This window comes from Halopenitus persicus, assembly GCF_002355635.1.
GTDB lineage: Archaea > Halobacteriota > Halobacteria > Halobacteriales > Haloferacaceae > Halopenitus > Halopenitus persicus_A.
On record NZ_AP017558.1, the window covers coordinates 1,545,159 to 1,557,879 of the forward strand.

Below are 12,721 nucleotides of genomic sequence, written 5' to 3' on the forward strand. Positions count from 1 at the left end.
GATGACGACCGTGTATACGTGCGATCCAGACGCCCACTGAACTCGGCGGACGAGTTCGTGGACGTATAGTAACAACTGGCTACTGTGCCAGCTGGTGAATGGCTCGGCTCGAGAGCCGACGACGGACGTGCCAAGCTGCGAAAAGCCTGAGGGAGCCGCACGGAGGCGAAGAACTCAGGATCTCCGAATGGGAATCCTTACACAATTGCTTCGCGCAATAGGGAACCCCCCGAATTGAAACATCTCAGTAGGGGGCGGAAAAGAACGCAATAGCGATGTCGTCAGTAACCGCGAGTGACCGCGACACAGTCCAAACCGAAGCCCGTCAGGGCAATGTGGTGTTCGGACTGACACTCACCGTTCGACCCCACTTCAGAAGTCTCCTGGAACGGAGCGTGAGACAGGGTGACAACCCCGTATGAAGTGGCAGTACAACGCGCGTCAGCTCCAGAGTAGCAGGGGTCGGATATCCTCTGTGAACACCCCAGGCATCCCCTGGGAAGACTAAACACTCCTCGAGACCGATAGCGAACAAGTAGCGTGAGCGAACGCTGAAAAGCACCCCACAAAGGGCGGTGCAATAGGGCCTGAAATCAGTTGGCGAAAGAGCGACAGGGCGTAGAAGGCTCTGTGGGTAACGAGCGACGCGCGAGCGTCCAGTAGAAACCACAGAGAGCCGGCGTCGTGTCGTACGTTTTGAAAAACGACCCAGGGAGTGTACCCGATTTGGCAAGCCTAACTCGAGCATCGAGGAAGGCGCAGGGAAACCGATATGGCCGCAGTCTTCCGACGAGGGCCACCGTGTGCAAGCGCGGGGAGTCAAACGAGTACGACCCGAAACCAGGCGATCTATGCGCGAGCAGGGTGAAGCGTGGCGAAAGCCACGTGGAGGCCCGTTAGAGTTGGTGTCCTACAATACCCTCTCGTGATTCGCGTATAGGGGTGAAAGGCCCATCGAGCCTGGCAACAGCTGGTTCCGACCGAAACATGTCGAAGCATGACCTTCAGCGAGGTAGTATGCGGGGTAGAGCGACCGATTGGATGACCCGCCTCCGAGAGGAGTCGGCCATCCTGTCGAACTCCGAACCTGCATACGCTGTCAACCTGGAGAGTCCGGTGTGCGGGGTAAGCCTGTGCACCGTGAGGGGAACAACCCAGAGCAAGGTTAAGGTCCCAAAGTGTAGACTAAGTGCGATTGGAAGGTGGTCTCAAGCCCTAAACAGCCGGGAGGTGAGCTTAGAAGCAGCTACCCGCTAAGAAAAGCGTAACAGCTTACCGGCCGAGGTTTGAGGCGCCCAAAATGATCGGGGCTCAAGTCTACCACCGAGACCCTGCCGCACCCGTCACAGGGTGACCGCGTAGGTCGGCGTCCCGTTCGGATGGAAGCTCGGGTGAGAACTCGCGTGGACCGTCCGGGAACGAAAATCCTGGTCACAGTAGCAGCGATAGTCGGGTGAGAACCTCGACGGCCTGATGAGCAAGGGTTCCTCGGCACTGTCAATCAGCCGAGGGTTAGCCGATCCTAAGTCCCCCCGTAAGTCGACGGGGACAACGGGAAACTGGTTAATATTCCAGTGCCATCACGCAGTAAAAGTCAACACCGCGGAAAACATCGAGCCGGGCCTTCGCCCGGTCGAATCGGAGAAGCTCGTGGACGCCGTCACGGCACGAAGCGAACGAAGCCCGAAACAGGGAAACTCGATGGTATCCGGGGTCCGTGAAACGACGAGCGTGATGATCGTACCGAGATCCGACACAGGTGCTCTCCCAGCGAAAGGGAAGGCCCGTCGGGAGAACCGACGTTAGGGAATTCGGCAAGTTAGTCCCGTACCTTCGGAAGAAGGGATGCCTGCTTTGGAGAAAGCAGGTCGCAGTGACTCGGGCGCTCCGACTGTCTAGTAACAACACAGGTGACCGCAAATCCGCAAGGACTCGTACGGTCACTGAATCCTGCCCAGTGCGGGTATCTGAACACCTCGTACAAGAGGACGAAGGACCCGTCAACGGCGGGGGTAACTATGACCCTCTTAAGGTAGCGTAGTACCTTGCCGCTTCAGTAGCGGCTTGCATGAATGGATAAACGAGAGCGCCACTGTCCCAACGTTGGACCCGGTGAACTGTACGTTCCAGTGCGGAGTCTGGAGACCCCCAAGGGGAAGCGAAGACCCTATAGAGCTTTACTGCAGGCTGTCGCTGAGACGTGGTCGCTACTGTGCAGCATAGGTAGGAGCCACTACACAGGTACCCGCGCTAGCGGGCCACCGAGGCACCATTGAAATACTACCCGGTAGTGACTGCGACTCTCACTCCTGGCGGAGGACACCGGTAGCTGGGCAGTTTGACTGGGGCGGTACGCGCTCGAAAAGATATCGAGCGCGCCCGAAGATCTCCTCACCCGGGTCGGGAACCCGGGGAAGAGCGCAAGAGCACACGGAGGTCTGACAGTGTCATTCCCAACGAGTGACGCTGACGCGAAAGCGTGGTCTAGCGAACCTACGAGGCTCCGGAATGGGGCCCGTAGATGACAGAAAAGCTACCTTAGGGATAACAGAGTCGTCACCCGCAAGAGCACATATCGACCGGGTGGCTTGCTACCTCGATGTCGGTTCCCTCCATCCTGCCCGTGCAGAAGCGGGCAAGGGTGAGGTTGTTCGCCTATTAAAGGAGGTCGTGAGCTGGGTTTAGACCGTCGTGAGACAGGTCGGCTGCTATCTATTGGGGGTGTGAGGTACCTGACGTGAACGGTCGTATAGTACGAGAGGAACTACGACTGGTCGCCACTGGTGTACCGGTTGTTCGAGAGAGCAGATGCCGGGTAGCCACGCGACACGGGGTAAGAGCTGAACGCATCTAAGCTCGAAACCCACATGGAAACGAGGTACCGTAGAGGTCCCGCCTAGAAGAGGCGGTAGATAGACTCGGGGTGTACGCACCAAGGCAACGAGGTGTTAAGCCCACGAGCACTAACAGACCAAGCCACAGTCATACGCGTCCACGGTCGGACGCCGAGTTCAGGCGGTAACTGGATCGCACGTAGACACGGTCGTCACGTTCACGTTCGAGAGAACGTGCGGACCACCGACACTGGCGTCGACGCAGTCGCGTCGTTCCGGTTCGACTCCGGAAGTCGGCATGAAGGCGGCCAGAGCGGCAGGGAAAGACCCGTACCCATTCCGAACACGGAAGTGAAGCCTGCCAGCGTACCAGCCAGTACTGGAGTGGGAGACCCTCTGGGATCGCTGGTTCGCCGCCTACCCACTCATACTTTCATTCATTCATTCATTCATTCATTCATTTTCACCGACCAGTGACAACTCCCGACCGGACGGCCCGAGACGGGACGGCAGGCTCCGCGCGTGCCAGTGATCACGACCCACGCGTACCATCGCCCACGACCCAACCGGGAGAACGAAAGCCGTCGGAGCAGTCACGACCCAACCCGAGAGGACGTGAGCCGTAACCGAACGATCTGATCGACGAGAGTGACCGCTCGGGACGGCGGATCGATCCGCCATCGGCCACGCCGCCGAGTGGCGACGCCATCCCGACCGATCGCATCACGGTGATACGACGCGCTCGCTGACTGCGGAACGACGATGACTCTGCTGGTCGACCGCTAGGCTTAAGCGCGCGACGTGGCTACGACCGGACGCGCCAAGGTGGCAGAGTTCGGTCAGACGCAGCGGCCTGCAGAGCCGCCCCACGCCGGTTCAAATCCGGCCCTTGGCTTGCTACGTTTCGGTTCGGGTTACGGAGAACACAGTTCTACGGCATCCGCGGTCGCACGGCGTGGTCGTCGGCGGTTCGGCGCGATGGGATAATGAGCGACCGTCCCCAAGCGTCAGCCGACGGGCAATGCTCTTCCCGACACACGTCCTCGCGGGCTACGTCGTGGGGTACGAGCGTCGACTACCGCCCGTTCCGGCGGCGGCCGGCGCCGCGCTCCCGGACCTGATCGATAAGCCCCTCGCCATACTGGGCATCATCGAGATCTACCATTCGGTTGGCCACTCCGCACTCGTTCTCTCGGCGGCGCTGCCGGTCGTCCTGTTCGGACGTGCCTGGCTCGCGGTCTGGCTGGGCTGGGCGTCGCATCTCGTTCTCGACGTCGCCCATATGGTCGTCAACGCCCGTCCGGGGGACGCCGTCTTCCTGCTGTGGCCCGTCGTCGTGCGGGAGTCCTCGCTGGGGCTCGCTCCCGTTTCGTTCGTCGACCACTATCTCTGGACACCGGGATTCTTCCTCGAGTTTCCGATCTGGATCGCGTTCGGCTACGTCGTCCGACGGCAGTACGCCGCCGGCGATCCCCCGATGCCCGGCTCGTGACGCTCGGCCGGCGTTCGGGCACCGCACCGGGGGTCACGCCCGCGGGTCAGCCCGCCAGAACCGGTCGTCCTCGTCGATCACGTAGTCGGCCGCCGCGAGTTCCTCACGGATGGCCGCGGTCCGATCCCCCGGGAGTCCCTCGCGGTGGACTTCGAGGAACACCGCCGGCCGATGGGTACGAAGTGTCTCGCGGGCGCCGCGGAGGACGGCCGCGCCGGCTCCCTCCACGTCGATCTTGAGAACGTCGGGTGCGGGCCGGTCGCGGGTCTCGTCATCGAGACGCCGGACCGGAACGGGCTCCGTGGCGGCCACGCTGGCCCCCCAGCGCGTTGCGCTCTCGCGGTCGAAGCTCGAGAGCTCGGGGTACGTCGAGACGTAGAATCGTCGGGTGCCGTCGGTTGCGCCCAGCCCGACCGGGCGAATCGTCACCCGATCGCCGCAGTCGTTTCGCTCGCAGTTGGCTTGCAGGCGCTCGACGGTCGGGGGAGCCGGCTCGTAGGCGACCACGCGACGGTCCGGGCTGCCGGCCGCGACCGCGAGGGCGTAGACGCCGACGCTCGCGCCGACGTCGTAGACCACGTCGTCCGGCCCGCATCGCGCACAGAGCGCCCGGAGCATCGCTTGGCGCCCGTGCCGGTTGTACAGTTCGTAGGTCCGAATCCGCCCGCCGGGGGTCGTTCGGGGTACCGCGAGCAGTCGGCGATCGTAGTTCCAGCCCGCGACGCGATCGGAGGTTCCGTAGCGGCGTCGCTCGAGCCACGTTCGGATTCGATCGAGCACGCCGTCGGTCACGTCCGGATCCTGGTGGCCGGACGACTTGCCAATTACGCCCCGATCGCCGCGATCCGGGCCGAACTGGTGGGGCTCCCGTGATGCCGGCCCCTCCGGACGTGCTCGTGATCGGCGGTCTGCCCCGCGTGGCTCGCGCGCAGTCACCGGAGCCGGACGTCACGCCGACGCCATCCCCGTGCGCAGCCGCGATCTCGGGGCAAACACTATCCCTTCGGGAAGCGACCGGACTGGGTATGGGCGTCGTTGACGATCACCTCGACCTCGAAACGCTCGATCGCCGCCACCGGCTCGGGATCGGGCTGGCGGCAGTGACGGGCGCGATCCACCTGGTATTGGGGATGGGAGCGCCAACCACGCCGATCGGGGTGGCGTCGATCCTGGCGGGGATCGGCTACGCCGGAGCGATCGTCCTCGTGCTGGTGGGATACCGCCGGCGGTTGGTCGCCGCGGTCGGCATCGTCTACGTCGGCAGCCAGATCGTCATCTGGTACGTCGTCAACCGGCCAGCGTCGCTGGCGGCGGTTTCGCCGGCCGCGATGGTCGACAAGCCGGTTCAGGTGTTGCTGATCGCCGTCTGCGTCGCGATCGTGCGACGGAGCGGAGCTGCGGGGGAGTAAACCGGTCGTGAGTGGGGAACGTCTCACTCGCGTCGATCCGCTCGCCGCGAGCCTCCTCACGGCGGTCGGGGGCGTCGTGGGCTGGCTCGCCGTTGTCGGCGTCCTGGCGTCGGGAGGCTATCCGTTTCCGTTCCTCACGGCAGTAGCCGGTCTGCTCGCGCTGCAAGCCGCGGTGCTTGCGGCCATCTATCGCCCCGCTGCCGTGGCTGACGGGCGCCCCTCGTTTACGCTGCCGACGGTACTCACGATCGTTCGAGGCGGCGCGATCGCCGTCCTCGCCGGGTTTCTCCGTGCGACCCCGGAGGGCGTCGTCGTCTGGGTGCCCGCCCTCCTCTATGCCGCCGCTGCCAGTCTCGACGCGGTCGACGGCTTCCTCGCCCGATCGACCGGGACGGTCACCGACGTGGGCGCGCGGCTCGACACGGAGATGGACGCGCTGGGTCTGCTCGTCGGCGCCGCCGTGGCGATCTCGGTCGGGATGGCACCCGCGATCTACCTGCTCGTCGGCCTGGCGCGCTACGCGTTCGTCGCCGGAATCGAGCTCCGACGGTGGCGCGGTGACCCCGTCAGCAGGTTGCCCGAGAGCCGCCTGCGGCGGCTCAACGCCGCGGGACAGATGGCCGTGCTGATCGTCGTGCTTGCTCCCTGGCCGGGGACGGCCGCGTCGCGTCCGATCGCGACCGTCGCCATGGTGCCGTTTCTGCTCGTCTTCGGTCGGGACTGGTTGCTTGCCACCGGTCGCCGCGAGGGGCCGGTTCGGTGAGTTCGGATCGGTTCGGTGCGTTCGGATCGGTTCGGCGCGTTCGGATCGGTTCGGTGCGTTCGGATCGGTTCGGCGCGTTCGGATCAGTCTGGTCACCCCGGACTGACTCGGTGACGTGAGGGGAATTCCTAAGAGACCGCCGGGTGAATCGGTGTTCATGACGGTCTCATTCCACGCTGCCGGCGGCCGAATCGTGTCCGTACCCGTCCCGACTTCGACGACCGCGTGCTCGTCGGATGCCGCGTTATGAGTGCCCGCACCGTCCGTTTCACCGGCGACGAGGCGGTCGAGGTCGCACACGAACCCGTTCCCGAAGTGACGCCGCAGACGGTCCTGGTCGAGACGACCTACTCGGGCATTAGCGCCGGGACGGAGGGGCTGGTCTACCGGGGGGACGTCCCCAGGCCGCTGCAGTCGGCGGGAACGGTCCAACTGCTGGAGGAGGACTTCACGTATCCCGTCGCCTACGGCTACGCGACGGTCGGACGCGTCGTCGCCGTGGGCGAGGCGATCGATGACGACTGGCTCGACGAGCGCGTGTTCGCCTACGCGCCACACAGCAGCCACGTCCGCGCGTCGCCGGCGGAACTCGTTCGGATCCCCGACTCGATACCGTCCGAGCGGGCGCCGCTGTTGGCCAACGTCGAGACCGCCGTGACGCTCGTCCTCGACGCGAACCCGGCGATCGGCGAGCGCGTTGCGGTCTTCGGACAGGGGATCGTCGGCCTGCTCGTGACGGGGCTGCTCGCCGAATCCCCCCTGGAAGATCTCGTGGCGGTCGAGCCGCTGGCCGAGCGCCGGGAGCGAGCCCGCCGTATGGGTGCATCGCACGCCGTACCGCCGGACGCGGGCGACCCCGGGCGGGCGATCCGGGAGGCGATCGGCGAGCGCGTCGATGGCTGCCTCGAGGTGTCGGGCAACCCGGACGCGCTGGAGAACGCGATCACCGCGACGCGATACGACGGTCGCGTGATCGTCGGATCGTGGTACGGCACGAAGCCCGTCGACCTTCCGCTTGGCGGTCGGTTCCATCGCAGCCGGATCGACGTCGAAAGCAGTCAGGTCAGCACCATCGCACCGCGCCATCGTGGCCGGTGGTCCCGCGAGCGGCGCCACGAGGTGGCCTGGGACTGGCTCGAATCGCTCCCGGTCGGGGACCTGATCACCCACCGAATTCCGGTCGAGGAGGCCGACCGTGCCTACGAGTTGCTCGCCGAGCACCCGCGGGACGTCGGACAGATGCTGCTCACCTACGAGTAGGCGGACGACTGGGCCTCGCGGTCCGTCCCGGCAGCGACCGCACGTTTTTGCCGCCGGATGAACACGGTATCGTATGTACAGCCTCTCGGTATCGCGGTCGTTCGTGGCCCAACACCACCTCACGGTGCCCGACCCCGGCCCGGAGGGGGAGGTCCATTCCCACCATTTCACCGTCGAGGCGACCTTCGAAGGGCCGACGCTCGACGAGTACGGCTACCTCCTCGACATCGAGGCGGTCGAGGCGGCCATGGACGACACGATCGCCCGCTTCCGCGACGAACTGTTGAACGAACTGCCGACCTTCGAGGGGGCGAACCCGAGCGCCGAGCACCTGGCTCGGAACGTCGGGGACGAGCTGCTGGCGCGGGTCGACGCGAGCAACGCGACCGGACTCACGGTCGCCGTGCGGGAGGACGACGTGGCGACCGCCGCGCACACGCGGGATCTATGAGATGCACGTCGGACTGGTGGTCTACGACGGTCTCGACGAACGGTCCGGCGGCTACCGATACGACCGTCAGCTGGTCTCGCATCTGCGCGATCGGGGCGACGACGTCGAGGTGATCGCCCTCCCTCGAAAGGGGACGCTCGGAACGGCCCGGGCCGCGTTCTCGCCGTCGGTCCGGCGCGCACTCGACCGACCGTTCGACGTCCTCCTTCAGGACGCGCTCTGCGAGGACGTCCTCTGGCGCCACAACCGGCGGCTAACCGAGCCCGATTCGGTCGTCGCGATCGTCCACCTGCTGCGGTCGGCCGAGGGGCAGACGGGCCTTCGCTCGCCGTGGCGGTGGCTCGAGCGGCGCTACCTGGGGACGGTGGACGGGATGGTTTGCCCCAGCGCCGCCACGCGGACCGCGACGGAGGCCCTTGCTTCCAGACCCGCCGTCGTCGCCTATCCGGCCGGCAGACACGAGGGACGGGCGACCGACCGCGCGACCGTCAGGTCGCGAGCATCCGAGACGCCGTTCACCGTGGCGTTCGTGGGAAACGTCGTTCCCCGGAAGGGTGCGGTGACCCTGCTGGAGGCGCTGACGGACCTCGCCGGCGACTGGCGGGCCACGATCGTCGGGGATCTCGGGGCGGACCCGGAGCACGCACGGGCCGTTCGACGGGCAGTCGACCGCCACGACGCGTCGTCCCGGATCGAGCTCCTGGGTGCGGTTTCGGACGACCGGCTGGCGGCGGTGCTCGAGGAGGCGCACGTCCTCGCGGTCCCCTCCCGACGGGAGTCGTTCGGCATCGTCTACCTGGAGGCGATGGAGCACGGCACGGTTCCCGTCGCGACGACCGTCGGCGGGCCGCCGGAGTTCGTGGTCGACGGGTATAACGGCAGGCTCGTTCCGCCCGACGATCCGGCGGCGCTTCGAACGGCGCTCCAGGGGTTGGTGGCGGATCGTGAAACGCTCGCGTCGCTGGGTGCGGGAGCCCTCGAGACGGCCGGGGCCCACTACACCTGGGCGGATTCCATGGCGCGGGTACGACGGTTCCTCCGGTCCCGAATCGTGGCTGACGTGACGGCACCACCCGCGGTGACGGTGCCGGCCGAGCGGGTGTCCGGGGCGACGACCGCGCGGTCCGTAGCGGCGACCGCGCGGTCCGTAGCCGACGGCCGATCGATCGGGTCGGGACAGCGGGACGACGGGGGAACGCGGCGATGAGTGATCCCGACTATCTCACCGCGAAACGCACGGTTGACGACCGTGCGCTCAACGATCGTGTCTTCGATGCGTTCGTGGCCGCGCTGTCCGACGAGGCCGCGCTGTCCGACGAGGCCGCGGACGGTTCCGTGTCGGTTCTCGACGTCGGCGCGGGAACCGGAACGATGGTCGTCCGCCTCGCCGAGCGCGGGATCCTCCCGTCGCACGTCACCTATCGGCTGGTCGATCGCGACCCGGTCCACGTCGACGCCGCACGCACGCACGTGCCGGAGCGGCTCGCCGCGGCTGGCTACCGCCTCGAGGAGGACGATGAGGTGATCGTCGCGACGCGGGGCGGCAACCGTCTCGAGGTCCGGTTCGAGACCGCCGACGCGTTCGCGATCGACGCGAGTGCGGACGTCTGTATCGCGACGGCCGTGCTCGACCTGTTGAACCCGTCGCCGGCGCTCGCCGGACTGGCCAGCCACCTCGAGCCCGGGGGCGTCCTGTACGCGCCGCTCGTCTTCGACGGCGGGACCGGATTCGCCCCGGTCCACGACGACGACCCGGCGATCGAGCGGGCGTACCATCGGCACATGGCCGAGGTCCGTGACGGGGGCGGCCCACGCGTCGGACGGCGGCTCCTCGAGGCCGTTCCCGACCTCGACGGCGAGGTGGTCGCCGTCGGCGGATCGACGCAGGTGATCCGTCCGCGGAACGGCTCCTATCCTGTTCGAGAGGACGTCGTGTTGTCCCGGCTGTTGGAGACCGTCGCTGCGGCCGTCCGGGAGGTTCCGGACGCGGCCGTCACCCCGGAGACGGTCGACGAGTGGCTGGCGGTCAGGCGGGACCAGCTGGACCGGTCGACGCTCTCGTTCGTGGCGCACAACCTCGACGTGTTGGTCCGGTGGTGACCGGTCCTACCGCAGCTCGTCGGGCGTTTCGATCGAGCCGCCGAGCGTGTCGGCGCCGAGATCCATCGTCGTCGCGCTCGTGACCGCGTCGGCGATCTCCGGGATCGGATCGTGGGTCTCGATGTAGACGGTGAGCGCCACCGCGGCCTCGTCCCCGCCCGCGAGCGCGACCGCCTCGTCCCTCGCGATCCGGCCCGCGAGCCAGTCCCGGACGACCTCGCGGCGCGTGGGCGCCAGCGGGCAGACGCCGGCGACGCCACACCGGTGGAGCGCCTTGGCGGCCGTCATCGGCGCCACGGCGGCCTCGCGTGCGGCGTCGCCGACGCTCGCGCCCGCCGTGTACGCCTCGACCAGCGTCGCGATCGCGGCCGGGGTACACGGCAGCGATGCGGCGTGTGGTCGCGCTCGCTCCGCGAGGTCGACGTCCGTGTCGTCGACGACCGCGGCGCCCCGGTCGTGCTGTTCGGCCGTCACCTCGATCCCGGTCGCGATCTCCGATAGCGTCACACCACTCCGTTCCGCGACACGCGCCTTAAATATATACGTTCGACTGCCGGAATTATCGCGGGCCGGGGGTCGCGATCGCCGATCGGCCGCCAGGGAACCGACCGGTGACCGGTCGGTTCGACCCGTCGGTCGGCGCCGTAGTCGGGCGATCCGACCCGTCTTTAAGTAAGGCATCGGGACCAAGGTTCGGATGTGATGAGTCAGACCCAATCGACTCAGGTGAGTGAGAACGGGTGTCCCGAGTGTGGTGGGTGCGTGCGCGCCGACGGCACCGAAACCGTCTGCGCCGACTGCGGGCTCGTCGTCGGCGAGCACCGCATCGACCACGGTCCCGAGTGGCGCTCGTTTGCCGACGACGACACCGACCCGGAGCGGACCGGCGCGCCGCGGACGCGGGCACGCCACGACCGCGGCCTCTCCACCGAGATCGGTCGCCCGACGCGCACGACGGCGCGCAAGCGGCGCCGCTTCGCGCGGCTGCGAACGCACCACAACCGGGCGCGGATCGGATCGAAGCGGGATCGGAATCGCGTCTACGCCTTCACGGAGATCCGGCGGCTGTGTGACGTGCTCGGGGTTCCGGAGGCCATCCGCGATCAGGCGTGCGTGCTCTTCGAGTCCGCCCAGGACGCGGACCTCCTCCGTGGACGCTCCATCGAGGGATTCGCCGCCGCGAGCGTCTACGCAGCCGCCCGCGCCGCGAACGTCTCGCGAACGGTGCCGGAGGTGTGCTCGGCGGCGAAGGCGACTGCCGACGAACACCACGCCGCCTTCGACGCGATGAACCGTGAGCTCGGGTTGCCGATCGGCGCGGTCCATCCCTCGGAGTACCTCGCCCGGTTCGCCTCCCGGCTCGACTGCGCGTCGGCCGTCGAGGCACGCGCCCGCGAGTTGGCGGAGACGGCCGTCGAGGCGGGACTCGTCGGCGGGAAAAACCCGAGCGGCGTCGCGGCCGCCTGTCTGTACACCGCGGGCCGCGAGCACGAGTCGGGGCTCACACAGCAGGCGGCGGCGGACGTCGCCGACGTGACGCCGGTCACCGTGCGGAACACCTACGTGGATCTCCGCGACCGGCTCGAGACGGCGATCGAGTAGCGCGGATCCGGGGTGCGGTCCCGCCGAATCCGGCCGCTCCGAACCGCACCCGGGCTATCGAAACCGGTTGAGGACGCCGGCGCCCTCGCCAGCCTCGGCGAGCGTGGTCCCGAAACAGACCTCGAAGGCCGTCGCGATCGCTCGGTCGTACGCGCCCCCGTTCGGTCGGACGGTCGGCTGCGTGACCGGTTCCGACTCGGCCGTCGGGAGGCCGACGTCCGCCGCCGGGAGGGATCCGCGCGTCGCGACCGTCGCGGCGACGCGTTCGCCGACGTCCTGTACTCGGCCCCGAAGCCGTTCGAGGGCGTCCCGTCCGTGGACGGTGGCGGGCGTCACCGCGGCGGTCCGGTCAGCCGCGGTCACGGCCGCGACCGCCTGGTTCGACGCGACCGGCGGCGTGTCGACGACGACGTGGTCGGCCGCCTCGCCGGCCGCCTCGATCAGCGATGCCAGCCCCTCGGCCGCGTCGACCCGCTTCGCTCGCGCGATGCGCTCGAACGGCGCGGACGCGGGGACGAGCCGCACCGTCCCGTCCCAGTCGCCGTCGACCGCGTACGAAGCGGGCCCGGGATCGTCGGTCCGACCCTCGGTCACGAGCGTCGTGACGTCCGGATCGATCCGGCCGGAAACGTACTCCGAGAGTCCCTGCGTCGCGTAGGCGGCGTCGATCACGACGACGTCGCGACCGTCGATCGCGCCGATCGCCGCCAGCTCCACCGCGGTCCGCGTGGTGCCCGCGCCGCCGGTCGCTCCCACCAGCGCGAGCGTCGTCTCGCTCATACGCGTCCGCGGCTCGTCCGGAATTTAAAT

The 12,721-nt window shown here is 67.5% G+C and carries 11 protein-coding genes, 1 tRNA gene and 2 rRNA genes; 11 read left to right on the top strand and 3 right to left on the bottom strand.

What is annotated here, in order from left to right:
- Positions 1-70 precede the first annotated feature (70 nt).
- From CPZ00_RS07465 to CPZ00_RS07480, 4 genes are all read left to right on the top strand, one after another.
- A 23S ribosomal RNA gene (locus CPZ00_RS07465) occupies positions 71-2,987 on the top strand.
- Between the two features lie 147 nt (positions 2,988-3,134).
- Positions 3,135-3,256, top strand: a 5S ribosomal RNA gene (gene rrf / locus CPZ00_RS07470).
- Between the two features lie 397 nt (positions 3,257-3,653).
- A tRNA-Cys gene (locus tag CPZ00_RS07475) sits at positions 3,654-3,729 on the top strand.
- 126 nt (positions 3,730-3,855) lie between these two features.
- Entirely contained in the window at positions 3,856-4,326 is a 471-nt protein-coding gene (locus CPZ00_RS07480) for a metal-dependent hydrolase (RefSeq protein ID WP_096390325.1), read from the top strand.
- Positions 4,327-4,359: 33 nt separating this feature from the next.
- On the opposite strand, the gene CPZ00_RS07485 is transcribed toward CPZ00_RS07480, so the two are convergent.
- Positions 4,360-5,106 (bottom strand): FkbM family methyltransferase, encoded by a 747-nt coding sequence (locus tag CPZ00_RS07485; protein ID WP_233255058.1) that lies wholly within the window; start codon positions 5,104-5,106, stop codon positions 4,360-4,362.
- A 92-nt stretch (positions 5,107-5,198) separates the two neighbouring features.
- Here CPZ00_RS07485 and CPZ00_RS07490 point away from each other — a divergent pair, with 92 nt between their 5' ends.
- From CPZ00_RS07490 to CPZ00_RS07515, 6 genes are all read left to right on the top strand, one after another.
- Positions 5,199-5,735: a DUF7475 family protein gene (locus CPZ00_RS07490; protein WP_199243338.1), complete on the top strand. Its 537-nt coding sequence runs from the start codon at positions 5,199-5,201 to the stop codon at positions 5,733-5,735.
- A gap of 7 nt (positions 5,736-5,742) precedes the next feature.
- The gene (locus CPZ00_RS07495) at positions 5,743-6,498 is read left to right on the top strand and encodes a CDP-alcohol phosphatidyltransferase family protein (protein ID WP_157744206.1); all 756 of its coding nucleotides are present in this window, start codon (positions 5,743-5,745) and stop codon (positions 6,496-6,498) included.
- A gap of 246 nt (positions 6,499-6,744) precedes the next feature.
- Positions 6,745-7,758 carry a zinc-dependent alcohol dehydrogenase gene (locus CPZ00_RS07500; RefSeq protein WP_096390329.1) on the top strand — a complete coding sequence of 338 codons (1,014 nt, stop codon included), beginning with the start codon at positions 6,745-6,747 and terminating at the stop codon, positions 7,756-7,758.
- 73 nt (positions 7,759-7,831) lie between these two features.
- Complete coding sequence (locus CPZ00_RS07505) at positions 7,832-8,209, top strand: 6-pyruvoyl trahydropterin synthase family protein (protein ID WP_096390330.1); 378 nt, start codon at positions 7,832-7,834, stop codon at positions 8,207-8,209.
- 1 nt (position 8,210) lies between these two features.
- Positions 8,211-9,416, top strand: a complete 1,206-nt coding sequence (locus CPZ00_RS07510; RefSeq protein WP_096390331.1) for a glycosyltransferase family 4 protein — start codon at positions 8,211-8,213, stop codon at positions 9,414-9,416.
- Positions 9,413-10,309 carry a class I SAM-dependent methyltransferase gene (locus tag CPZ00_RS07515; RefSeq protein WP_096390332.1) on the top strand — a complete coding sequence of 299 codons (897 nt, stop codon included), beginning with the start codon at positions 9,413-9,415 and terminating at the stop codon, positions 10,307-10,309. The genes CPZ00_RS07510 and CPZ00_RS07515 overlap by 4 nt, the downstream gene beginning before the upstream one ends.
- 6 nt (positions 10,310-10,315) lie before the next feature.
- Here the strand turns inward: CPZ00_RS07515 and CPZ00_RS07520 are convergent, their stop codons facing one another.
- The gene (locus tag CPZ00_RS07520) at positions 10,316-10,816 is read right to left on the bottom strand and encodes a DUF7858 family protein (RefSeq protein ID WP_096390333.1); all 501 of its coding nucleotides are present in this window, start codon (positions 10,814-10,816) and stop codon (positions 10,316-10,318) included.
- Between the two features lie 195 nt (positions 10,817-11,011).
- Here CPZ00_RS07520 and CPZ00_RS07525 point away from each other — a divergent pair, with 195 nt between their 5' ends.
- The gene (locus CPZ00_RS07525) at positions 11,012-11,911 is read left to right on the top strand and encodes a transcription initiation factor IIB (RefSeq protein ID WP_096390334.1); all 900 of its coding nucleotides are present in this window, start codon (positions 11,012-11,014) and stop codon (positions 11,909-11,911) included.
- Positions 11,912-11,965: 54 nt separating this feature from the next.
- Here CPZ00_RS07525 and CPZ00_RS07530 read toward each other — a convergent pair whose 3' ends face one another.
- A complete protein-coding gene (locus CPZ00_RS07530; RefSeq protein ID WP_096390335.1) occupies positions 11,966-12,691 on the bottom strand; it encodes an AAA family ATPase in 726 nt (241 codons plus the stop codon).
- Positions 12,692-12,721: the final 30 nt, after the last annotated feature.

Excerpts from the sequence above, each read along its gene's own strand:
- CPZ00_RS07500 (WP_096390329.1), top strand. The coding sequence starts at position 6,745 with ATGAGTGCCCGCACCGTCCGTTTCACCGGCGACGAGGCGGTCGAGGTC.
- CPZ00_RS07530 (WP_096390335.1), bottom strand. The coding sequence starts at position 12,691 with ATGAGCGAGACGACGCTCGCGCTGGTGGGAGCGACCGGCGGCGCGGGC.
- CPZ00_RS07525 (WP_096390334.1), top strand. The coding sequence starts at position 11,012 with ATGAGTCAGACCCAATCGACTCAGGTGAGTGAGAACGGGTGTCCCGAG.
- CPZ00_RS07515 (WP_096390332.1), top strand. The coding sequence starts at position 9,413 with ATGAGTGATCCCGACTATCTCACCGCGAAACGCACGGTTGACGACCGT.
- CPZ00_RS07505 (WP_096390330.1), top strand. The coding sequence starts at position 7,832 with ATGTACAGCCTCTCGGTATCGCGGTCGTTCGTGGCCCAACACCACCTC.
- CPZ00_RS07480 (WP_096390325.1), top strand. The coding sequence starts at position 3,856 with ATGCTCTTCCCGACACACGTCCTCGCGGGCTACGTCGTGGGGTACGAG.
- CPZ00_RS07490 (WP_199243338.1), top strand. The coding sequence starts at position 5,199 with ATGCCGGCCCCTCCGGACGTGCTCGTGATCGGCGGTCTGCCCCGCGTG.
- CPZ00_RS07510 (WP_096390331.1), top strand. The coding sequence starts at position 8,211 with ATGCACGTCGGACTGGTGGTCTACGACGGTCTCGACGAACGGTCCGGC.